General features: G+C 49.2%; 20 protein-coding genes. 11 read left to right on the top strand and 9 right to left on the bottom strand.

Translation table 11 applies throughout. The features are described 5' to 3' along the window. Positions 1–89 precede the first annotated feature (89 nt). From dapA to purC, 3 genes are read left to right on the top strand one after another with little or no spacing between them, the layout of a single operon-like run. A complete protein-coding gene (gene dapA / locus ACQ5ES_RS01405) occupies positions 90–980 on the top strand; it encodes a 4-hydroxy-tetrahydrodipicolinate synthase (protein ID WP_445014179.1) in 891 nt (296 codons plus the stop codon). Then, positions 977–2041, top strand: a complete 1065-nt coding sequence (bamC, locus tag ACQ5ES_RS01410) for an NlpB/DapX family lipoprotein (RefSeq protein WP_445014180.1) — start codon at positions 977–979, stop codon at positions 2039–2041. The genes dapA and bamC overlap by 4 nt, the downstream gene beginning before the upstream one ends. A gap of 30 nt (positions 2042–2071) precedes the next feature. Further along, a complete protein-coding gene (purC, locus tag ACQ5ES_RS01415; RefSeq protein ID WP_445014181.1) occupies positions 2072–2785 on the top strand; it encodes a phosphoribosylaminoimidazolesuccinocarboxamide synthase in 714 nt (237 codons plus the stop codon). On the opposite strand, the gene ACQ5ES_RS01420 is transcribed toward purC, so the two are convergent. From ACQ5ES_RS01420 to ACQ5ES_RS01435, 4 genes are read right to left on the bottom strand one after another with little or no spacing between them, the layout of a single operon-like run. Next, the gene (locus ACQ5ES_RS01420) at positions 2782–2964 is read right to left on the bottom strand and encodes a DUF2897 family protein (RefSeq protein ID WP_445014182.1); all 183 of its coding nucleotides are present in this window, start codon (positions 2962–2964) and stop codon (positions 2782–2784) included. The genes purC and ACQ5ES_RS01420 overlap by 4 nt on opposite strands. Next, on the bottom strand, positions 2949–3671 hold the full coding sequence (locus ACQ5ES_RS01425; protein ID WP_445014183.1) for a M15 family metallopeptidase: 723 nt from the start codon (positions 3669–3671) through the stop codon (positions 2949–2951). Before ACQ5ES_RS01425 ends, ACQ5ES_RS01420 begins: the two co-directional genes overlap by 16 nt. Then, positions 3665–4810, bottom strand: a complete 1146-nt coding sequence (gene dapE, locus ACQ5ES_RS01430; protein ID WP_445014184.1) for a succinyl-diaminopimelate desuccinylase — start codon at positions 4808–4810, stop codon at positions 3665–3667. The genes ACQ5ES_RS01425 and dapE overlap by 7 nt, the downstream gene beginning before the upstream one ends. Beyond that, positions 4807–5157, bottom strand: coding sequence for an arsenate reductase (locus ACQ5ES_RS01435; RefSeq protein ID WP_445014185.1), 351 nt, complete (start codon positions 5155–5157; stop codon positions 4807–4809). The genes dapE and ACQ5ES_RS01435 overlap by 4 nt, the downstream gene beginning before the upstream one ends. 223 nt (positions 5158–5380) lie before the next feature. Between ACQ5ES_RS01435 and yfbV the strand changes: the two genes are divergently transcribed. After that, on the top strand, positions 5381–5794 hold the full coding sequence (gene yfbV / locus ACQ5ES_RS01440) for a terminus macrodomain insulation protein YfbV (RefSeq protein ID WP_445014186.1): 414 nt from the start codon (positions 5381–5383) through the stop codon (positions 5792–5794). On the opposite strand, the gene xthA is transcribed toward yfbV, so the two are convergent. After that, positions 5791–6600 carry an exodeoxyribonuclease III gene (gene xthA, locus ACQ5ES_RS01445; RefSeq protein WP_445014187.1) on the bottom strand — a complete coding sequence of 270 codons (810 nt, stop codon included), beginning with the start codon at positions 6598–6600 and terminating at the stop codon, positions 5791–5793. The genes yfbV and xthA overlap by 4 nt on opposite strands. A gap of 167 nt (positions 6601–6767) precedes the next feature. Here xthA and ACQ5ES_RS01450 point away from each other — a divergent pair, with 167 nt between their 5' ends. The 4 genes from ACQ5ES_RS01450 to ACQ5ES_RS01465 are packed head-to-tail and all read left to right on the top strand — an operon-like array spanning position 6768 to position 11832. Next, a complete protein-coding gene (locus ACQ5ES_RS01450) occupies positions 6768–7835 on the top strand; it encodes an alpha/beta hydrolase (protein WP_445014188.1) in 1068 nt (355 codons plus the stop codon). Between the two features lie 16 nt (positions 7836–7851). After that, positions 7852–8952 (top strand): ferrochelatase, encoded by a 1101-nt coding sequence (hemH, locus tag ACQ5ES_RS01455; RefSeq protein WP_445014189.1) that lies wholly within the window; start codon positions 7852–7854, stop codon positions 8950–8952. 30 nt (positions 8953–8982) lie between these two features. Beyond that, positions 8983–10449, top strand: a complete 1467-nt coding sequence (locus ACQ5ES_RS01460) for a phospholipase D family protein (RefSeq protein WP_445014190.1) — start codon at positions 8983–8985, stop codon at positions 10447–10449. A gap of 27 nt (positions 10450–10476) precedes the next feature. Then, positions 10477–11832: an MBL fold metallo-hydrolase RNA specificity domain-containing protein gene (locus tag ACQ5ES_RS01465; protein WP_445014191.1), complete on the top strand. Its 1356-nt coding sequence runs from the start codon at positions 10477–10479 to the stop codon at positions 11830–11832. Here the strand turns inward: ACQ5ES_RS01465 and ACQ5ES_RS01470 are convergent. The 4 genes from ACQ5ES_RS01470 to ACQ5ES_RS01485 all read right to left on the bottom strand — a co-directional run bounded on the left by ACQ5ES_RS01470 (position 11829) and on the right by ACQ5ES_RS01485 (position 17950). Further along, on the bottom strand, positions 11829–13199 hold the full coding sequence (locus tag ACQ5ES_RS01470; protein WP_445014192.1) for an SLC13 family permease: 1371 nt from the start codon (positions 13197–13199) through the stop codon (positions 11829–11831). The two genes, ACQ5ES_RS01465 and ACQ5ES_RS01470, sit on opposite strands and share 4 nt — an antisense overlap. A gap of 138 nt (positions 13200–13337) precedes the next feature. After that, a complete protein-coding gene (locus tag ACQ5ES_RS01475; protein WP_445014193.1) occupies positions 13338–16844 on the bottom strand; it encodes a putative bifunctional diguanylate cyclase/phosphodiesterase in 3507 nt (1168 codons plus the stop codon). A 46-nt stretch (positions 16845–16890) separates the two neighbouring features. Beyond that, positions 16891–17364 carry a GNAT family N-acetyltransferase gene (locus ACQ5ES_RS01480; protein ID WP_445014194.1) on the bottom strand — a complete coding sequence of 158 codons (474 nt, stop codon included), beginning with the start codon at positions 17362–17364 and terminating at the stop codon, positions 16891–16893. Then, entirely contained in the window at positions 17354–17950 is a 597-nt protein-coding gene (locus ACQ5ES_RS01485) for a YceI family protein (protein ID WP_445014195.1), read from the bottom strand. Before ACQ5ES_RS01485 ends, ACQ5ES_RS01480 begins: the two co-directional genes overlap by 11 nt. A gap of 244 nt (positions 17951–18194) precedes the next feature. On the opposite strand from ACQ5ES_RS01485, the gene ACQ5ES_RS01490 reads away from it, so the two are divergent. The 3 genes from ACQ5ES_RS01490 (at position 18195) to prpC (ending at position 20988) form a co-directional block, all read left to right on the top strand. Next, positions 18195–18878 carry a GntR family transcriptional regulator gene (locus ACQ5ES_RS01490; protein WP_445014196.1) on the top strand — a complete coding sequence of 228 codons (684 nt, stop codon included), beginning with the start codon at positions 18195–18197 and terminating at the stop codon, positions 18876–18878. Position 18879: 1 nt separating this feature from the next. Next, positions 18880–19758 (top strand): methylisocitrate lyase, encoded by an 879-nt coding sequence (gene prpB / locus ACQ5ES_RS01495; RefSeq protein ID WP_445014197.1) that lies wholly within the window; start codon positions 18880–18882, stop codon positions 19756–19758. 105 nt (positions 19759–19863) lie between these two features. Then, positions 19864–20988 carry a bifunctional 2-methylcitrate synthase/citrate synthase gene (gene prpC / locus ACQ5ES_RS01500; RefSeq protein WP_445014198.1) on the top strand — a complete coding sequence of 375 codons (1125 nt, stop codon included), beginning with the start codon at positions 19864–19866 and terminating at the stop codon, positions 20986–20988. The last annotated feature ends 8 nt before the right edge of the window (positions 20989–20996 follow it).

Here is a 20996-nt window from a genome sequence, read left to right on the forward strand (position 1 = left end):
AACAATTTACGCAACGCAAAGGCCTCACCCCTTGTCTTTGTAGCCGTACAAAAGTACCATTGTCGCCTTAAAAAAGATCAGGAGCAGTAATGTTAACAGGTAGTATCGTTGCGTTGGTGACACCTTTTACCGAACAGGGTAACGTTGATTACGGTGCCTTGGGAGAACTTGTCAACTGGCATATCGAGCAGGGCACCGACGCTATTGTTGCGATGGGTACCACCGGTGAATCGCCAACCATGAGTCACGATGAACACATCATGGTCGTCAGTGCTGTCTGTGAACTTGCTGCCGGGCGCATCCGGGTCATCGCTGGTAACGGTTCCAATGCTACTGCTGAAGCTGTCTATCTGACGGAACGCATGGCGCACCTGCCACTCGCTGGCTTCCTGAATGTAAATCCCTATTACAACAAGCCATCAATGCGCGGGTTGCTCGAGCACTATCGTGCGTGTTGCAATGCCAGTGATTTACCTCAATTGCTTTATAACGTACCGGGTCGTACGGGCGCTGATCTATTACCTGAACAGGTTGCCGAACTGGCCGAAATTCAGAATATTGTTGGTATTAAAGAAGCGACAGGTGATGTTGCGCGGGTAGCTGAGTTGCGCACGCGTTGCGGTAGTAATTTTATGTTACTAAGTGGCGACGACCCGACGGGCTGTGAATTTATGTTAGCTGGTGGTAACGGCGTGATCAGTGTCACCGCAAATGTGATGCCGGCGCCGATGAAAGAAATGGTCACCGCAGCCTGTGCTGGCAATGCTGAACGGGCAAAAGAAATTGATGCTCAGATGCAGTTAGTGCACGAAGCTATGTTTGTGCAAGCCAATCCAATACCGGTGAAATGGGCGTTGGGTTGTATGGGCAAACTCGAACCGAATTACCGGTTGCCAATGACGGCTCCGGAACTTCCGCAACAACAACACATCGAACAAACATTAAAACAAGCTGGATTAATAAGCGCGGAGCACGAATGAAATTTTCTCATATTGGAATCTTATGTGTCACTTCACTAGCACTGTCAGCGTGTAGCTTTACCCCTCGGGAACAAGCGGAAGGCAGCTTTGAGTACACCAACAAAAAATTAATCGAACCTTTGGCTCCGGCGCCGGGCAAACAAGTTCCGCAGCCAACCCATCATTTCGCCGTGCCGGATACCAATGTTGAAGGTGCAGTAGGCAAACGTATTAATGTGATTTCGCCGGTATTAGTGCGCGCTACGGCAGCGGGCAGTCGACCTAATGATCGCATGGGTGTGACGGCGGTAGATTTTTCTGAGCTGGAAGGTATGGATGATTTACCTTCTTTTACCTGGCAGGAAATTAAAGACACGCTTGCCCGTAAAAATGTTGGTATTGTTGATGAAGTTGAACAACAACGATTGACGACGGACTGGGTAGGTGAGCGACTTGAAGTTGGCGAAGATGAACTGGAAGTCCTGATTGAACGTCGCTATGTAGTCATGCTTGATGTTCCTGAGCATCGTCGCTTGGTCACCCTTGAAGTTAATATGATGGATAAACGAGAGTCAGGGCCGGGTCGTGGCATATTGCCAGCAGGTGTTTCAGACACTAATGCCGAAGCGACGCTGTTAAACAGCATGATTAATGAAATTGCAGTGCGTCAACAGGGTATTTTTAAAGCTGCGGAAGAAGCGGCAGTGGTTAATGTTGAGCCGACCTTCAATGATGAAGGCTTTCCGGCGTACACCATTGATATCGGCTTTGACGAGGCTTGGCCACTGATGGCTGCCGTACTAGAAAATCTGGGTTTTGAGATTGATGATTTAAATCAAAGCTCGGGTATGTACTACACCAATTACTTAAAAGACACTGGGTTTAGTTTGGCGTTCTGGAATTCACGTAATAAAGGTAAACTCGATTTACCAGACGGCGATTATCAAATTAATGTGAAAGGTGATGGCAGCGATACCACTATCACTATCTTAAACGATGATGGACAACCTTTATCTGCAGCTGACATTGACCGTTTATATGGTCCAGTTGCTGCTGAAATTCGTCGGCGCAGCGCGCTGTAACTTCTGATTTAGCTGGAGAATCTGCTGCTCATGGAAAAACGTACTGAACTCTATCGTGGTAAGGCCAAAACGGTTTATACAACGGATGACCCGGAGCGTTTGATTTTACATTTTCGTAATGACACCTCAGCTTTTGATGGTGAAAAAGTTGAGCAGCTAGAACGCAAAGGCATGATCAATAATAAATTTAACAACTTTATTATGGAGAAGCTCGAGGCTGCCGGAGTGGCAACTCAAATTGACCAGGTGCTCAGCGAAACTGAAACCTTGGTTAAGCGCTTGCAAATGATTCCGGTTGAATGTGTTGTGCGCAACTATGCCGCGGGCAGTCTGGTACGTCGTTTAGGGGTAGAAGAAGGGATGGAACTTACACCTGCTACGTTTGAATTATTTCTTAAAAATGACACCTTACACGATCCTATGATTAACGAGACTCATGCGGTCGCGTTTGGCTGGGCCACAGCTGACCAGTTGACACAAATGAAGGCTTTAACTTTCAAAGTAAACGATGTATTGAAAAAGCTGTTCGACGACGCTGGAATGTTACTGGTTGATTTTAAACTTGAATTTGGTGTCGCTGCTGATGGCAATATTGTTTTGGGTGACGAGTTTAGTCCAGATGGTTGCCGTTTGTGGGACAAAGAAACTCGTAAGAAGCTCGATAAAGATCGCTTCCGTCAAGGTTTAGGCGGAGTCGTAGAAGCTTACGAAGAAGTCGCCCAACGTTTGGGCGTCGCGCTTTAATCCTCTTTAGACTTGGTCTGAGACTTTACCGCTTCTTTAGGATCTTCTTCGGCCTCTTGTTGTGCTTCCGAATGCCGTTGCTTAAGCGACGGCATTTTCATTTTTGCCGTATGCTTAAGCAGCATCAAGTTGCCAATGACGACGCCAAAAACCAGCAACATAATTAACCAAAAAGCCATCCACTGTTCTCCTGTTCATCGGTGGCACCACAAATGTTATCGATATAGTGTTCTTTTAAGTCTGCCAGGCAATCCAAGATATAATCTTTTCCGGCAACGTCTGCGGCGGCCAAGGTATTCTCGAGTACTTCGAGGGTGAGCTGTTGCTGCGCCTGAGTTGCCAGGCTACGGTAACTCAGGTGCCAGGGTTCTGCTGCCACGCCACCACGAAACTGGCGATACGGGAAAAAGAAGCCGAAGTCATGGGCATGGCGCTGTAGCCAGAGTGCAAGTTCATGACAAGGACCGCCTTCGTCGTATTCTTCGGGAACCAGTTGCAGGCTTCGCTTTCCGGCGGCGAACGGACGTGGATCGTAGACGTCGAGATCAGTGCCCCAATGATGACGACTACCGCCGGGTAGGGCAGACCAGGTCATGATCGCTGCAACAATCTCGCCCACCGCTAAGCTAGAATAATCCAGCTCTGCGCCGTTGCTGCTATACAGCGGTGCTTTGCCATGAAACTTGCGATTCCAAATCGCTCGTTGGCGTTCGAAATCACGAAATCCCGAGGCGATATCGAGGGCCACCCCAGCTTCAGCTGCGGCGCTGTGCATGGCCGAGTATGCTGTGAATACAGGCCCCTGCAAGCGCACTGTAGGCCGACAAATGTCGTTGCTGACAACATGGCTGTCGGCCTGTCCAGTAAGTTGTTGCGCAGTTAGCATAGCAATTGCTCCAAAATCTTTTCGTACATATCGGTAAGCTGTACTAAGTCATCCATTGCCACGCACTCGTTTACTTTATGGATGCTAGCATTGACCGGCCCTAGCTCGATCACTTGCGCACCGGTTGGGGCAATGAAGCGTCCATCTGAAGTTCCGCCGGCGGTAGAGAGTTGCGTGGTTGCACCGCAGACTTGTTTAATCGCGGCAGCGGTCGCGGTTACCAAGTCACCTTCCGCGGTAAGAAAGGGCTCACCGTTTAACTTCCAGTCTAGCGCATAATCGAGTTGATGGGCGTCCAGAATGTCGATGACACGTTGTTTTAAGTGGTCAGCAGTACTTTCGGTACTGAAGCGAAAATTAAAACTGACGTTAAACTCGCCGGGGATCACGTTACCGGCGCCGGTACCCGCATGCACATTGGAAATTTGAAAACTGGTCGGCGGAAATGCGGCGTTGCCGAGATCCCATTCGGTACCAGCCAGCACTGCAAGCGCAGGTGCGGCGTTATGCACCGGGTTTTCTGCTAAATGAGGGTAGGCGACATGGCCCTGAATACCAAATACGGTAAGCTCACCCGATAGCGAACCGCGCCTGCCGTTTTTCACTACATCACCGACACGGGTGGTGCTTGAGGGTTCACCAACCAGACACCAGGTAATTTTCTCGTTTCGCGCTTCCAGAACCTCGATCACTTTCGGTGTCCCGTTGATGAAAGGGCCTTCTTCATCACTGGTAATAAGAAAAGCAATACTGCCCCGATGGTCAGGATGGCGCATGACGAAGCGTTCGGCGGCAACCACCATCGCTGCCAGACTGCCTTTCATATCGGCCGCGCCCCGACCGTATAAATAGCCATTGTCGCGGGTAGGGGTAAACGGCGGAAAGCGCCAGGTATGTTCAGCTCCGGCGGGTACTACGTCAGTGTGACCAGCAAAGCAAAATAGCGGTCCTGTAGTACCACGTCGCGCCCATAAGTTGGTGGTATCAGCAAACACCATGGATTCCAATTGAAAACCCACTGCCGCCAAGCGCTGACCGAGCAGCTCCTGACAGCCAGCATCCTCAGGTGTTACCGAGGGGCGGGCGATAAGTTGTTCAGCGAGTTGTAGAATACCGTCCGCTGCGGCATTGTAGCTCATAGACCAAGCGCCTGTTGCCAGTCAGCGGCTTTGAAGCCGACCAAAAGTTGCTCGTGTTGCTGTAATACCGGACGTTTCATCAGAGTCGGAAACCGTTGTAGCAACTGCACCGCAATCACATCGTCCAAAAGCTGTTTTTCTTCGTCGGAAAGTTCTCGCCAACTGGTACTACGTTTGTTGATCAGTGTGTTTCGACCGACTTGCTGCAGCCAGGTTTGCAGAGTTTCGAGCGGCAATGGTTGCTCGCGCACATCGTGGAAGTCATAATCAATAGCATGGTCATCAAGAAAACGACGCGCTTTACGCACAGTGTCACAATTTGGAATACCAAAAACAGTTATGGTCATAGTGTTCTCTGTTGTTTAGCTGGAATTGTTTAGCTGGAAAAAATAAGCCTCGCTGCATTGTGACAAAAGCGCTGTGGATTCTCCACAGTTTGTGTGGATAACCCTGTGGGTTAACTGCTGCGAACTTAGTAAGCTACTGATATATAAGTATATTGTTGTTTGTTTGAAAGTTAACCAGGTTGGTTGAAAGCTGATCTGTCAAGTTAAACTTAAAGGAATTTGAATGTCCCACTCGATTTGGCAAGTTTTGCAAAGTGGTCAAAAATACGCGGCGATTTGGCCTCACCATGCCGTTGTCGCTGCGATGACTGAAACCCGAGTGGTACCGGCGGTAAAATTCGCCGCACACTGGATGCCTGGTGTTGCGGTGGTGAATTTCCTGGTGCAGTGGCAATGGCTCGGGGAAGCCCTGATGCCGCAGGCCGTGGTCAGCTCGTTATTTTTGTTGTCGCTGCCAATACAAGGTTGGTTCTGGTTGGGACGGCGGGCGCTGAGTAAGCTTGATCCACGGCTAACGCATTGGTATCTGGAACTGGCGCAGAAGTTGCAGGTTCAGCCGCGCAGCAAGCCCACGCGCATGGACTTGGCGCGACTGTTAAAAAAGGCGTTGCAAGAGTTGCCACCCGACGAGCATTAGAGCTTAAATTCACTCCAGATTGGCGCATGATCAGATGGTTTTTCAATGCCTCGTAGCGCGTAGTCGATACCGGTGTCGGTTAACTGAGCGGCGAGTTTTTCGGTTGCCAGAATTAAGTCAATTCGTAGACCACGGTTGTCATCAAAGCCACGTGAACGGTAGTCGAACCAGCTAAACTGATCAGTTATTGCTGGATTCTGCAGACGATAGGTATCGACCAGTCCCCAGTTTAGTAGCTTGTTTAGCCATTCCCGTTCCTCTGGCAAAAAGCTGCACTTACCCGTTCGCAACCAACGCTTGGCGTTATCCTCACCAATACCAATGTCACAATCTTGATGCGATATATTGACGTCACCCATGACGACTGTGGGTTGCTCTGGGTCGAGCTCAGTCTGTAAATAATGCATCAGGTCGGCATAAAATTTTTCTTTTGCCGGAAATTTCAGCGGATGGTCACGGCTTTCACCTTGCGGAAAGTAACCGTTGAGAATGCGGACACGAGTACCGTCAGAATTAACAAAGTCGCCCATGATCATGCGGCGTTGGGCATCGTCGTCGTCGGTTGGAAAGCCAAACTGTGGGTTCTCCAGCGGCTGCTTGCTCAACAGGGCCACACCGTAGTGACCTTTCTGTCCGTGATAAATCACATGATAACCAAGAGCTTCGACATCAGCGAGGGGGAACTGGTCATCGTGAACCTTGGTTTCTTGCAAACCAATAACATCGGGTTGATGCTTTTCAATGAGCGCCTGTAACTGATGCAGTCTGGCACGAATACCGTTGATATTGAACGAAATAACTTTCATAGAAACGTCTTTCCCATGGTCTTAAGGCTAGCTGATTGAGATTGCGATCAAGCATACCAGAAGCCCATAACAGGTGCGACAGTCAGGGTGTAGTGAAGCGCTATTTTTGGGTATACTAAACCAAGTTATAAGAACAAAAAATAATAATCCAATGGAGAAAAAGGGCGATGGCAACCGATTGGTTGCAGTTACGTGCCGGCAAAAGTGCGTGGTTGCAGATTAAGGAACAAGGATTAACTGAAGATGCGGTGCAACTACTGGTTGGAGCGTCAGGTGGCCCTAAATGGTTCGTGCTACAGGGGCTCGATCGCTATTTGTTTGGTGAGTTTTTTGCGGCCAGACAGCGACCCTTAGATTTACTCGGTACCTCAGCAGGCGCCTGGCGTTTTGCCGCGTTAGGGCAGCAGGATCCAGTTGCCGCCAGTGAGCTGTTTTGTCGCCTTTACAGAACCCAAACCTACAGTGCGAAGCCTGACGTACTGGAAATCACCGATGAAGCTCGTAAATTGCTCGCCGAATATATTCCGGATACGGCAGTTGATGAAATCCTGAATCAGGAACGCTTCCGTCATCATTGGATCGTCGCGCGCTGCCGTGGCATGACCGGCAGTGAAGGGAAGCGTCAGTTGGTGGGACTCCTCACCTCGGCGGCGGCGAACTCAGTTAAGCGTGAGTGGTTGGGCAAGTTTTATGAACGGGTGATTTTCCACCACCCGGCATCGCGAGCAACCTTTACCGAGCATTGGAATGATTTACCGACGCATTATGCCACGTTATCAACGGCCAACTTTAAGCAAGCTTTGTTAGCGACTGGTTCAATCCCTATGGTGTTAGAGGGGGTACGCGATATTCCCGGAGCTCCGAGCGGCATGTACCGCGATGGTGGGGTTACTGATTACCACTTTGATCTCGATTTTAGTGGTGTCGACGGCTTGGTGCTTTACCCGCACTTTCACCATGAAGTTATTCCAGGCTGGTTCGATAAGCGCATAAAAAAACGCCGAACGACCGGCAGCCAATGGCCAAATGTGATCCTTTTAACACCAACCCAAGAATTTATTGATGCACTACCATTCGGTAAAATCCCAGACCGCACTGACTTCGCTAAGCTTGATGCCGATGCGCGTATCAAGTACTGGCAGCAAGCGGTAGAGCAAGGGAAATGGATGGCCGATCAATTCCATGAGTGGATTGCCACGGACAAGATCCGCGACAAAGTCGAACTCTGGACCTAACATTTTGAGGTAAGGCATGAATTATCGCGGTTACGCAGGATTCTCACACGCACAGAAAGACAAAGTGGGGGTGCTAATTACCAATCTCGGCACCCCCGATGCGCCGGATACGCCATCATTACGACGCTATCTTAAGGAATTTTTATCTGACCCCCGTGTGGTCGAAGTGCCGCGCGTACTCTGGTGGTTGATTTTAAACGGCGTTATTTTGCGGATTCGTCCGCGGCGTTCAGCTGCAGCCTACAAGACTGTGTGGACCGAGGAAGGGTCACCGCTGTTGTTTCACACTGCAGAGCAAGCGAAACAGTTGCAGGCGTCGTTGGCGAAAGACTACGGCGACGATGTCGTGGTGCGTTTTGCGATGCGCTACGGTTCACCAGCCATGGCTACGGTTATCGATGAAATGCTCAGTTCCGGGGTGCGTAAACTGGTACTGTTGCCACTTTATCCGCAGTACTCTGGCGCCACGTCAGGGTCGACATTTGATGCGTTGGCGCAAGAATTTATGCAGCGTCGTTGGTTACCTGATCTGCGCTTTATCAGTCATTATCACGACGATACGGGATATATTGACGCCTGTGTGCAACAAATCGAAGCGTTCTGGCAGCAACAGGGGCGTCCCGAAAAACTTATCTTCTCTTATCATGGCGTGCCAAAAAACTATCTGCTGAAAGGTGATCCTTATCATTGCGAATGCCACAAAACATCGCGTTTAATTGCCGAACAGCTAGAATTAGGCAAAGACGAGTATTTGACCACCTTTCAATCACGGTTTGGCCGCGAAGAGTGGTTGAAACCCTACACTGATGAGACGTTAAAAGCGTTACCCGACCTGGGGATAAAAAATGTTCACATTTTCTGCCCGGGCTTCAGCGCCGATTGTCTGGAAACGATTGAAGAAATTGGTGAGGAAAACCGTGAGTATTTTGAACAGGCCGGCGGCGAAAACTACGCATACATTCCGGCGTTGAATGCGAGCGAACCCCATATTCAAGCGTTAACGTCCCTGATAAAACGCGAATTGCAGGGCTGGAGCTTGACCGCCGACGAGGCGCAACGCGAACAACGAGCGGCAGCAAGAGAGCAGAACTACGGTAAGTTAACCAACTCAGACTGATGCAGACCAATAAGAGGAGCTGCCAGGTAAGTGACAGATGCGAGCGCACAAGGACGACTGGCAACAGCGATTGAACCCTTGGTGGCAGAACACCCGGAAGACAGTGGCGCTGTTCCGCTAGTTGATGCCCGAGAGGCATTTGCTGCACGCGTAGTGCTGGCGCGACAAGCTGAATATAGCCTGGACATTCAGTATTACATCTGGCGGCACGACATTACCGGCACCTTACTCTTCGAAGCATTACACGAGGCTGCCGAGCGCGGAGTAAAGGTTCGTTTGTTACTTGATGACCATAACACTGCGGGCTTGGACGCGACCTTGATTGGTTTGCACCAACATCCGAATATTGAAGTTCGGTTATTTAATCCGCTAAAACTTAGGCGGCCGCGGTTTTTGAACTACCTGTTTGATTTTCGTCGGGTGAATCGGCGGATGCACAACAAATGCTTTGTGGTCGATGGCCAAGTAGTGATCAGTGGCGGCCGCAATATCGGCGATGAGTACTTTGGCGCGACCAGTGATTTGCTGTTTGCTGATCTGGATGCCTTACTTATTGGCCCAATCGTGAACGACGTGCAAAAAGATTTTGAACGCTACTGGCAGTGTGAATCTGCGGTTCCCCTGCAAAAGCTCTTCACTTTAACCAGGCCACAAGATTTATCTACTTTACGGGCGATCGCCGCCCGTTACGAACAGGACCCACGAGCGCAAGCCTATGTTAAGGCCATCGAAAAATTACCTTTCTTGCAGCAGCTACAACGACAAAAATTAGAAATTTACTGGTCACGCACGCAGCTGGTAAGCGACTCGCCGGCGAAAACTCTGGGGCGGGCGAAACCACAACAAATGATTTCGCACCAATTACAACAGGTGATTGGTGAGCCGCAATCGCATGTCACTTTAGTATCGCCGTATTTTGTGCCGACTAAGGCAGGGGTTACTGAGTTGATTGCCATGGCCAAACGTGGAGTTCAAATCATTATTCTGACGAACTCTCTCGCGGCTACAGATGTGGCGGTGGTGCATGCAGGCTATGCAAAATGGCGGCACAAACTACTTAGCAACGGCATTCAGTTATTTGAATTACAACGCTTATCGCCGTTAGCTCGCAAGCAACAGCGTAAAGAACGTCGCCAACGCTTGAAGGGGAAGGAACGCTTCGGTAGCTCCGCATCGAGTTTACACGCGAAAACCTTTATGGTGGATTTAGCCCGGGTGTTTGTTGGCTCGTTAAATTTTGATCCGCGCTCGGCGGCGATTAACACTGAACTTGGTTTCGTGATGCACAGCCGCGAACTCGCCGCTCGACTAGAACAAGCTATTGTACAAACCTTGCCGCATTATGCTTATCAACTACGCTTAATTAAGAATAAAGTAGTGTGGGTAGAGCGCTTAGGTGAGCAACGTACGTATTATCGTTCAGAGCCGGATGCCTCGATTTGGCGTCGTCTGGCGGTACGAATTCTTGAACGTTTGCCGATTGAACGATTGCTTTAGGGATTTGCTCAGCACGGGAGTGCAATTATGCGATTAATTTTTCTTGGTGGCAGTGAAACTGTAACCGGCTCAAAGTACCTGTTAGAAACTGAAAGCACTCGGGTGCTGGTCGATTGTGGCTTATTTCAAGGCTATAAATGGCTTCGTGAACGCAATTGGGAACCCTTGCCGTTGGGCATCAACGAAGTTGATGCCATTGTCCTTACCCACGCGCATCTTGATCACTCTGGCTTCGTGCCAGTGCTTTACAAACATGGTTTTCGCGGCCGTGTTTATAGCCATTATGGCACTGTCGGTCTATGCCAAATCTTGTGGCCTGACAGTGGGCGTATTCAAGAGGAAGACGCCAAATTCTACAAAAAACATAACCTTAGCCGCCATGCACAGCCACAACCTTTATATGACGAGGCGACCGCTGAAGCGGCGTTGCGTTTAATGCATGGAATCGAATACGACAAAACGTTTCAGGTTGGCGATATTAGCTTTACCTTGCAAACCGCTGGGCACATTCTTGGTGCCGCGAGTGTGATCGCCGAACATCAAGGCGTCCGCATTGGCTTTAGTGGTGATGTTGGGCGTCCGGATGATATTCTTATGCGACCACCACGGCCCTTGCCGGAAGTTGACTATCTCTTACTGGAAGCAACTTATGGCGACCGTCGGCATGGCGATGATGACCCGTGGCAGCAATTTGCCGATGTGGTGAATGAAACCGCAGCAGCCGGCGGGGTGTTGATGATTCCCAGTTTTGCCGTAGGTCGGGCTCAGCTATTGCAACACATGTTGGTGACCATGATGGCAGAGGGCAAAATTCGGCGGCAGCCGATCTTTCTCGACAGTCCGATGGCGATAAGTGTGTCTGATATTTACAGCGAACATCACGACTATCATAGATTAACTGCGGCGCAGTGTGCGGCCCTAGAGCAGAATATTATGTACACTCATAGTGTCGATGAATCTAAAGCCATAGCTGCGCAAGGCGCGCCGCATATCATCATTGCCGGAAGTGGTATGGCGACCGGTGGGCGTATTTTGCACCATTTTAAACATTGGCTTGGCGATCATCGCAGTAGAGTGTTGTTTAGTGGCCATCAGGCGGGTGGTACGCGCGGGGCGAAAATGGTGCAGGGGGTTGAGCGCATTAAACTGCACGGCCAATGGTTACCGGTCAAAGCTAAGATCCGCCAACTTGACGGTCTCTCTGGTCATGCTGATTACGTCGAGCTTCATCAATGGCTACAACAGTCAGCGTTGCGTGATGACACTAAGGTTTACCTGGTGCATGGTGAACCCGATGCGTTAGAGGCGATGTCCGACTACCTGAAACAAAAAACCAGCTACGATGTGCATATTGGTGCCTACCGTCAGGTGCTGCACTTTTAGGCAACGAACAGCATTACCACTGTAGTGGTGATGACTGCCAACATGAGATTTAAGACCACACCTTCGCGCGCCATGGCTTTCACCGTTAAACGTTCCGACGAGAAAACGATAGAGTTCGGTGGCGTTGCGACGGGCATGCAAAATGCCGTACTGCAGGCGATGGTCGCTGGGATCATCAACAGTGCTGGTGGCAGGTCCAGCGCAACGGCGGCAGCGGCCATGATAGGCATAAGTAAGGTTGCGGTGGCGGTGTTCGAGGTGACCTCGGTCAGAAAGGATACACTCAGCGTCAGACAGAACACCAGCAACCACACCGGTAAACCTCCCAAGCCCGTCAATGCATCGCCAATACGCACACTCAAACCGCTGCTGATAAAGCCTTGTGCTAGGGCGATCCCCCCCGCAAATAACAACAAAATACCCCATGGAATGCTTACCGCCGCTGACCAGGTCAGTAGGGGCTGCCCCTCCTTGTCACGGGTTAAAAACATGGCGATAACACCAGCTATGGCGATGGTGGCATCACCTAAATAGGTCAGTCCGGTCCATGCTGTCCAACCACCGAAGGGTGTAGTTCGGGTGATCCAAAGCACCACCACGGCACCAAAAATGACTAATACACGTTTCTCGGCACTTTGCATTTCACCTGGGGGCTGAATCTCTAAGTCAATGGCATCGCTAACGTTACGCGACAGCCACCAGGCCATCAGTGGAATACTGACGATAACCAAGGGGAAACCGATGGCGAACCACTCGGTAAACCCAAAAGGACTGCCGGTAGAGGCTTCGTACACTGACGCAAAAATCAAATTGGGCGGGGTACCAACCAAGGTCGCCACGCCGCCGACTGAGGCGGAATAGGCAAGGCCGAGTAACAGCGCGCGTTGGAACGGCTGATCATCACAGGCGTCAGCCAGCGCCAGGGCCACAGGTAACAACGCAAGCACTGCGGCAGTGTTGGAGATCCACATGGATAGCAACGCGGTAGCAAGCATAAAGGCAAAGATCATGCGTTTGCCATGACCATTACCAACGTAATGTACCAAGGTGAGTGCCAGACGGCGGTGAACGCCACTAAGTTCGACTGCTTTGGCCAGCATAAAGGCTGCCATAAACAACCAGATAATAGGATTGCCAAGCGCGGTGGACACCTCATTAAGCGGTGTAATGGCGCCCAAAGGTAACAAAACGAAGGGTAATAACGAGGTCACCGGAAGTGGCAGTGCTTCGCTTATCCACCACCAGGCAATCCACACGGTAGCTGCAAGAGTCCAGGCTGCGGGATGCGCAAACCCGACCCACGACTGGACCAGAAAATAAACCACGATTGCCGTTACCGGCGCCAAGACCAAATGCCATTTTTGCATGCGATGAACCGTCGAATTAGAACTCACTGTAGGTTAGCAAATAGTTGTCTTATTTGAAATTTTCGACTCACGAACATAGGGAAAACTAATATTTCCCAGTGGCTAACTTAATTTGAGAACGGTCCCAAGACGACGATCTTAAGACAGAAACTTAATAAAATCTGCTAGCGGCATGGGCTTGGCGAAGTAGTAGCCTTGCCCATAGTCGCAACCTAACTCGGCCAGCCGCACGGCTTGTTCTTTGGTTTCTATACCTTCCACTACTACAGCAATATTATGCTGCCGCGCCATCGCCAGAATACCGCGGACGATGGCATCATCGCTGGGTTTATTAATGATGTCCTGGATAAAGCCACGGTCAATTTTAAGTTTATTTACCGGTAATTTTTTCAGGTAACTCAAACTGGAGAAACCGGTGCCAAAATCATCAATTGCCATCGACAGCCCCGCTTCACGGAAACGGTTAATCAAGGCAATAGCATGCTCGCTATCATCCATAAGCACACTCTCCGTCAGCTCTAATTCAATCTGCTGGTTGGCGAGTTGATGGTCATCAATGGTGGCAATGATTTGCTCAAAGAAATTCGCGCGGCTAAATTGTACCGCCGACAAATTCACACAGACCTGTATATCATTTTGCTGGCGCAGCATAACGTTCAGATCTTTACATGCTTGGGCAAATGCCCATTGACTGGCCGGAATAATTTGCCCGGTAGTTTCTGCCATAGGTATAAATTTTGACGGCGGGACATAATTGCCTGGATGGATTTGCCACCGCATAAGAGCTTCCGCGGCAACCACGTTACCGGTTTTCAAGTCAACGATCGGTTGATAGAACAACTCCAAGTGTTGTTGGTCTATCGCCTGCTGAAATTGATTGCGCAAATTAACGTCTAAGCGTTGGTTTTGCGCAATTTGTGGTTGGTAGAAGTACAAGTGGTTACGACCCTGACGTTTGGCCATGCTCATGGCTATGTCTGCTTGCTGAATTAAGTCGACAGCCTGTTGCGAGGCGCTGCAATGAGATGCAATGCCAATGCTGGCTGTGAGATAAACTTTTTGTTGTCGAATCGGATAGGGTTCTGCGATAGCTTCGAGCAATTTATGGCCTAAGGTATCGACGGTGGTTAAGCTCTCCGTTTTAACCGCAACGACAAATTCGTCACCGGCAAATCGCGCTGCAAAAGCTGGCGTAGTGAGATTCGCTGATAATCTTGAAGCGACTTCTTGTAGTACTTGGTCGCCTGCTTCCAGACCCATAGCCTCATTAACCGGTTTAAAGCCATCGAGGTCGATAAATAGTACGGCCCACTGGGCGCCGTGCTGAAAATCATGCTGGTCGTGAGCAATGACTTTCGCTAAGCGGCGCTCAAAAGCATAACGGTTCAATAACTCGGTCAAGGCATCATGCTCAGCCTGAAAGGCGAGTAACCGTTCGCTGTTGACGCGTTCAGTAATGTCTTGGTGAACACCGATAAAATGGGTAATCACACCTTCAGCATCAGCAACCGGAGCTAGCTGCAAGTCATCCCAGAAATAACTGCCATCTTTGCGGTAATGGATCACTTCGACTTTGCATTCGGTGCGCTCGGATAGTGACTTGCGAACGTTCTCAATCACTTCAGGATCGGTTTTTTCACCGATCAGGAAATCGCACGAATGACCAACGATGTCCTTTGCCGCGTGGCCCGTCATGTCGGTAAAGGCATCATTACTGTATATAACTGGACTGGTTGGATTCGTTGCATCAGATATGACAATGCCATTGGTACTAACGTTAACACTGCGCATAAGCACGTTAAGTTGTTCATCTTGTTCTTTTTGTACGGTGATATCTTTAGCAATACCGAACACACCGGTAATTTCACCGTTTATGATAATCGGTAAATTAGTGACATGAATATGCAGTAATTGTCCTTCACCGGCAAATACCCGCATATCGTAACGGCAGGTTTCACCGCGCAAAGTAAGTTGAAAGCGTTCTTCAGCGAAGCGACGGTCACCAGGAAAAACAAAAGCACTAAAGTGAGTGCCGATAACTTTATCCTCAGGGGCGTTCAGAATAGCAAGTACAGATTGATTGGCGCTGGTCACCATACCTTCAAGATCAAGCGAGAATACTGCATCCGGATGGAATAAGAATAATGAACTGTATTGCTGTTGATTAAGTTTTAATTGGTTCTGCTGACTCTGCAATTGTGAACGTACATTATTCAAGCGCCGCGTATGCTTGGTTAGCATGGTGTTTTGTTGTGCTAAAGCTAAGAAGGCAATACAGAATAATAAGCCGAGCGTGGCAATCAGCATGCGTAAATTAGAGGCGTCCGATAACTCTTTGAAAGTATAGAGCGTAACGGAAAGTTGTAACGGTTCACCGTAGGGCACCGTTAACTGTGCTTCAGCAATCGACAATTCGTTCAAATGTGATGGCTTGTTTTGGTCAAAGCTAATCACCCTGTCATTATCCACAGTCGCATAAACTTTTAGAGATTTCGGCAAGAATCTCGTTTCCGGACTGATGAGCTGCATCAGGTCAAACACAACCAGCAAGTAATAGCGTCGATTAGCTTCGTAACCAACGGGCATTAACATCAACCCCGTCGGACGCTTTTGCGCCCGAAATTGTTCGCGTGGGATCAGCATTGAAATATCAGGTGGTGCTGAGGTCAGCCAGCTTTGCACTTCTGGGTGATTAAGATGTTCGCGATAATCTTCGTTGCCATTTCGGTGCTGCTGCCATTGTGGGCGGCCACGACTATCGAGTAAGTGAATACCCATGTAATGAGGAATGTCGCGCAAATAGGTGGCAACGTCAAACTGTGCAAATGACGAAGTTGGAGCTACCCCGAGTTCTTGCCAGCGCTCACGCAAGCGATTCAAGATTTGAACATTAACTTGAATAGTTTGTTGTCTTACCTTGGCAACTTTATCAATGATGGTAATGGCTTCAGCACGAATTTCTTTAATGTGATTCAAGCTGAGAATAAACCAAGCGCAACAAATGATGGCGACAAAGACGAAAGTAACCCAAGCGGCAGGGTTATTATCTAGTCCGAATAACAGCACGCGACTTGAACTACTTAACAGCAGTGACACACCAATTAATAAGAGACTAAGCGAGGCTAAGGATGTAACTGGCGGGTGCGGGCCTAAATAAGCAAAGCCATTATCAACGAAGTGCAAGCCCATCGCCACCAGCGAAAGTACCACTAAAATGGCGGCAAAAGTGCGCATCCAGCGGCGCTGAATGGGCTCACTCGGATTTAATATCAGGGTAACGCCGAGCAGCAAGAAGGTTAGTGCAACTGGGGGATAGAAATAAGCGTCTACAGCTTTTAAAAAATCCAGATAAAAAATCGAAGCAATTGAGAGTTTTATAATGAGGCTGTGCAGAGCGGCCAGAATAACCACAGTGCCCGATAACACCTGTATCAGTCGCCGTTTTGCGGCGAGTCCGAAAAGTGCAAAAGCAACAGCAATAGACACCACGCCGGAAGTGGTCGAAATAACTCGCTCAAAGGCGCTTTCAGGCTGTGAATAGATATTTAAAGCAAGCCCTAGCAAGCCAAACAAGAAGGTGGCGCTGATGGTCACGTACAGAGTTACATTTACCAGTGATAGAGCGAGACTACGACGATAGGTCATATTTATTGTTATATTTTTGAAAGTACCGAATCACTATGTGTCAAACTTAACCTGAGGTCAATGCCTGCCGCTGCATTAACAAGCGGTGTTGACCCGGGCCCAAATAGTCCCGTTCCTGCGCGCTATTACGGAAGCCAAGTTGTTGATAAAGCTCAATGGCATTGCTGTTACCCGGCGCCACGCTTAAGTGTGTTGTCTGATAGCCGAGCTGATCTACGTTCGTTAACCAATGGCGCAGCAATTTTGCCCCGATACCCTGTCCACGATGCTCGGCACTAATCAAAACTGACATCAGCCAAAGTGACTGCGGTTGCATGCCAGGTGCGCCCATACAGTAGCCGATAGGCTGCCCGTCTGCGCAAACTAATTGCAGTAGTTCAGGCCATTGATGGTGAGCTTGAAAAAACAGTGGGGCGGGGTAGCCATCGGTAGGATAAAAACTGGCTTCCAGTGCTACCAGCGTCGCCACATCGGCAACACTTGCAGCACGGAAACTAAGTTGTGGATCATTAATGGACACGATCGAATTGCACGCTGAAGGTAACCGGCACGACATAGTCAATGCGCTGCAGTCCTGCAATTTCACGCAATTGATTAATGCCATCTACCAAACCAAATTGTTTAGTGTTGATGAGCACTGGCTGTGATGTCGTCGCCACCATGCGGTCAGAGCTTAGCTTACTGACTTGCACCATAGCTTCCAGTTCGACTGCTTCACCGGCGATAAAGACTGTTAATGGAACTACTGCCGGAAGTGTGCCGCTGGCGGTGTCGGACTCGTAGAGTTCGGTCGGCACTTGAGCGGTGGCAGTTACTACCGGATACTCACTGGCTGCAAATAAGTGTTCGCGCATCCGTTCGTTACGGATTGCAATGGTGGTATCGAGACTACTAAGCGGAATGGTGATTTTAAGCTCACCATCAATTAACTCACCTTTTAGTTCGGTAAAGCGATGGGTCTCGGCAATGTGGTCATTTTTCACTGATACGAAATGTAAGCTCGAGTGGTCGGTAGCTAATTGCCAATCGTCTGCGAGCACAGGTGCGCTGGTCGCTACATTAAGAGCCAGCCCCAAGAGGGACGCACAAAATAGAGATTTCAACATAAATAGACCTCGTTGTTGCTCGTGAATTTTAAATTCGATTGACATTAATACTAACATATTTGATTGATTGATCACTTGGTTTGCTTTTGCGAGCCTTGGGAAATACGTAGAACGTGGAGTGCTTTTGTCGACAATTGTTGTTTCTAATCATTGAAATCGGCTGTTTAAAGCATTAAAATGCCCCCAATTCCTGAAATCTGTCGACACCTGTCGACACCTGTCAACGTAACCGAAGGCGGACTAAGTGACAGAACACCCAAGTTTATTGCGCCAGGCCATTACCGCATCCGATCGTGTGTTGTATGAAATACAACGCGCCATTGTTGAGGGAACCATTGCTGCGGGCAGTAAAATAAGTGAACCTGAACTTGCCCGCCGCTTCGACGTAAGTCGCGCACCGTTGCGTGAGGCACTGGCTCGGCTGGAACGTTGTCACTTAATTGAGCGCACCCCGAATGCTGGCGCACGCGTGGTGACACTGACCCCAGCGGGCCTACTTTCACTTTATCAACTGCGCGAAGAATTAGAAGGACTTGCCTGTCGACTCGCTGCTGAACAAATGCCGGCAGCAGAGATTGAAGAGTTGTCGGCGTTGCTCGACCAGCACCTCTCGACACAACGTGTGCGCGAAGGTGAGAGTTACTATCAAGAAGCCGGCGACCTCGACTTTCATTACCGTGTCATTCTTGGTAGTAAAAACCCTTATTTAATCAATATGCTTTGTGACGAACTCTATTACCTCGTGCGCATGTACCGGGTACAAATGGGGATGAATGGACCGCGTGTATCGCGTGCATTCGACGAACACAAAGCGATTCTCAATGCCATTGCCAATCGCGATGGTGAACTTGCGGATTTGCTGATGCGCCGTCATATCAGCGCATCACGCCGCAATATCGAACAACAACTGCAAGCAGAAAGGACCTAACATGACTCAACTCGCTAGCGCTGGCGCAAAATTACGCCAAGCCATCCAAGACGAAAACCCATTACAAATTGTTGGCACTATTAACGCCTACACGGCAATGATGGCAGAAAAAGTAGGGCACAAAGCACTTTATCTGTCTGGTGCGGGCGTAGCCAACGCTTCGTTTGGTCTACCGGACTTAGGCATGACGTCGTTAAATGACGTTTGTGAAGATATTCGCCGCATTACCGGTGCTACCGATGTACCCTTATTGGTTGATGCTGATACCGGTTGGGGTGGCGCATTTAATATTTCGCGCACAGTTAAAGAGATGACGCGTGCGGGTGCAGCGGGTTTTCATATTGAAGATCAAGTGGCGCAGAAACGTTGTGGCCATCGGCCCAACAAAGAAATCGTTACCCAGGCTGAAATGGTTGATCGGGTAAAAGCCGCGGTCGACGCGCGTACCGATGATCAGTTTCTGATCATGGCGCGTACCGATGCGTTGCAACAAGAAGGTCTTGAAGCCGCGATTGAGCGTGCTCAAGCTTGTGCGGATGCCGGCGCCGATGCGATTTTCGCGGAAGCTGTGCATACCCTGGAACAGTACGATGCCTTCACAAAGGCGCTAAATGTGCCAGTTCTTGCTAACATTACCGAATTCGGTGCAACGCCATTGTTCAATAAACAAGAACTCGCTGATGTCGGCGTTGAAATGGTGTTGTATCCACTCAGTGCATTCCGTGCGATGAACAAAGCCGCATTGAATGTTTATGAAAGTATTCTGGCCAATGGCGATCAGAAAGCTGTGGTCGATAGCATGCAAACCCGTGCTGAACTGTATGACTTTTTGAATTACCACGCGTTCGAGGAAAAACTCGACTCGCTGTTTAATAAATAATAAGACAAGAGCGATGTTGGCTATTGGCTGTTCGCTGTTGGTTTAAACAAAGAGCGAAAAGCGAACAGCAAACATCGCAGTTGAATTCTAGATAAGGAGTTAAAGATGGTAGATAAGAAATTAAGTGGCGCTGGATTGCGTGGACAAGTTGCTGGTGAAACCAAATTATGTACCGTGGGAAAAAGCGGTTCAGGCTTGACCTATTCAGGTTACGACATTAAAGAATTGGCAGAAAAAGTAAGCTTTGAAGAAGTCGCCTATTTATTGGCACATAGCGAGTTGCCAAAAGCCGATGCATTAGCGGCTTACAAAGGTCGTTTGGCAAAGCTTCGTGGCTTGCCACAGGCGCTGAAAGACGTGCTTGAACGTATTCCTGCTGATGCTCATCCGATGGATGTGATGCGTACCGGTTGTTCGTTCCTGGGCAACATCGAACCAGAAGACGACTTTGCTCAGGCTGATGATAAAATTGAGCGGCTATTGGCTGCGTTTCCGAGCTTGTTGCTCTATTGGTATCACTTCAGCCACAACAGCAAACGCATCGAAACTGAAACTGATGCTGATTCAATTGGCGCGCACTTCCTCGAGTTGTTGCATGGCAAGAAACCGTCGCAGTTACATACTGATGTGATGAATACTTCGTTGATTCTGTATGCTGAGCATGAGTTCAACGCATCAACCTTTACCGCACGGGTTTGTGCCTCAACCTTGTCAGATATTTTCTCCTGTGTGACCGCTGCTATCGGTTCACTGCGCGGACCATTGCATGGCGGTGCCAACGAAGCGGCGATGGAATTGATCGAAGATATGAAAGATGCCGATGATGCAGAGAAAACGCTAATGGGCATGCTCGAACGCAAAGAGAAAATCATGGGCTTCGGTCATGCGGTCTATCGCGAATTTGATCCACGTAACGACATTATCAAAGCCTGGTCTGAAAAATTAGCGAAAGAGAACGGTGATACGCGTTTGTATGACGTTTCTGTACGTTGTGAAGATGTCATGTGGCGTGAGAAAAAACTGTTCCCGAACGCTGATTTCTTCCATGCGTCGGCGTATCACTTCATGGGTATTCCAACCAAACTGTTCACGCCAATTTTTGTCATGTCACGAGTGACAGGTTGGACTGCGCACGTGAAAGAGCAGCGTGAAAACAACCGTATTATTCGTCCAAGTGCCGATTACATTGGTCCTGAGCCACGTCCAGTGCCAGCACTTAACGAACGCTAAGACGCTGT

The organism is Pseudidiomarina xizangensis, from assembly GCF_052541995.1.

What these genes read in the sequence shown, in the direction of transcription:
- ACQ5ES_RS01465 (WP_445014191.1), top strand. Translation starts at nt 10,477, where the DNA reads ATGCGATTAATTTTTCTTGGTGGCAGTGAAACTGTAACCGGCTCAAAG.
- ACQ5ES_RS01475 (WP_445014193.1), bottom strand. Translation starts at nt 16,844, where the DNA reads ATGACCTATCGTCGTAGTCTCGCTCTATCACTGGTAAATGTAACTCTG.
- prpC (WP_445014198.1), top strand. Translation starts at nt 19,864, where the DNA reads ATGGTAGATAAGAAATTAAGTGGCGCTGGATTGCGTGGACAAGTTGCT.
- xthA (WP_445014187.1), bottom strand. Translation starts at nt 6,600, where the DNA reads ATGAAAGTTATTTCGTTCAATATCAACGGTATTCGTGCCAGACTGCAT.
- ACQ5ES_RS01450 (WP_445014188.1), top strand. Translation starts at nt 6,768, where the DNA reads ATGGCAACCGATTGGTTGCAGTTACGTGCCGGCAAAAGTGCGTGGTTG.
- ACQ5ES_RS01470 (WP_445014192.1), bottom strand. Translation starts at nt 13,199, where the DNA reads ATGCAAAAATGGCATTTGGTCTTGGCGCCGGTAACGGCAATCGTGGTT.
- purC (WP_445014181.1), top strand. Translation starts at nt 2,072, where the DNA reads ATGGAAAAACGTACTGAACTCTATCGTGGTAAGGCCAAAACGGTTTAT.
- hemH (WP_445014189.1), top strand. Translation starts at nt 7,852, where the DNA reads ATGAATTATCGCGGTTACGCAGGATTCTCACACGCACAGAAAGACAAA.
- prpB (WP_445014197.1), top strand. Translation starts at nt 18,880, where the DNA reads ATGACTCAACTCGCTAGCGCTGGCGCAAAATTACGCCAAGCCATCCAA.
- dapE (WP_445014184.1), bottom strand. Translation starts at nt 4,810, where the DNA reads ATGAGCTACAATGCCGCAGCGGACGGTATTCTACAACTCGCTGAACAA.
- bamC (WP_445014180.1), top strand. Translation starts at nt 977, where the DNA reads ATGAAATTTTCTCATATTGGAATCTTATGTGTCACTTCACTAGCACTG.
- ACQ5ES_RS01425 (WP_445014183.1), bottom strand. Translation starts at nt 3,671, where the DNA reads ATGCTAACTGCGCAACAACTTACTGGACAGGCCGACAGCCATGTTGTC.
- dapA (WP_445014179.1), top strand. Translation starts at nt 90, where the DNA reads ATGTTAACAGGTAGTATCGTTGCGTTGGTGACACCTTTTACCGAACAG.
- yfbV (WP_445014186.1), top strand. Translation starts at nt 5,381, where the DNA reads ATGTCCCACTCGATTTGGCAAGTTTTGCAAAGTGGTCAAAAATACGCG.
- ACQ5ES_RS01435 (WP_445014185.1), bottom strand. Translation starts at nt 5,157, where the DNA reads ATGACCATAACTGTTTTTGGTATTCCAAATTGTGACACTGTGCGTAAA.
- ACQ5ES_RS01420 (WP_445014182.1), bottom strand. Translation starts at nt 2,964, where the DNA reads ATGGCTTTTTGGTTAATTATGTTGCTGGTTTTTGGCGTCGTCATTGGC.
- ACQ5ES_RS01485 (WP_445014195.1), bottom strand. Translation starts at nt 17,950, where the DNA reads ATGTTGAAATCTCTATTTTGTGCGTCCCTCTTGGGGCTGGCTCTTAAT.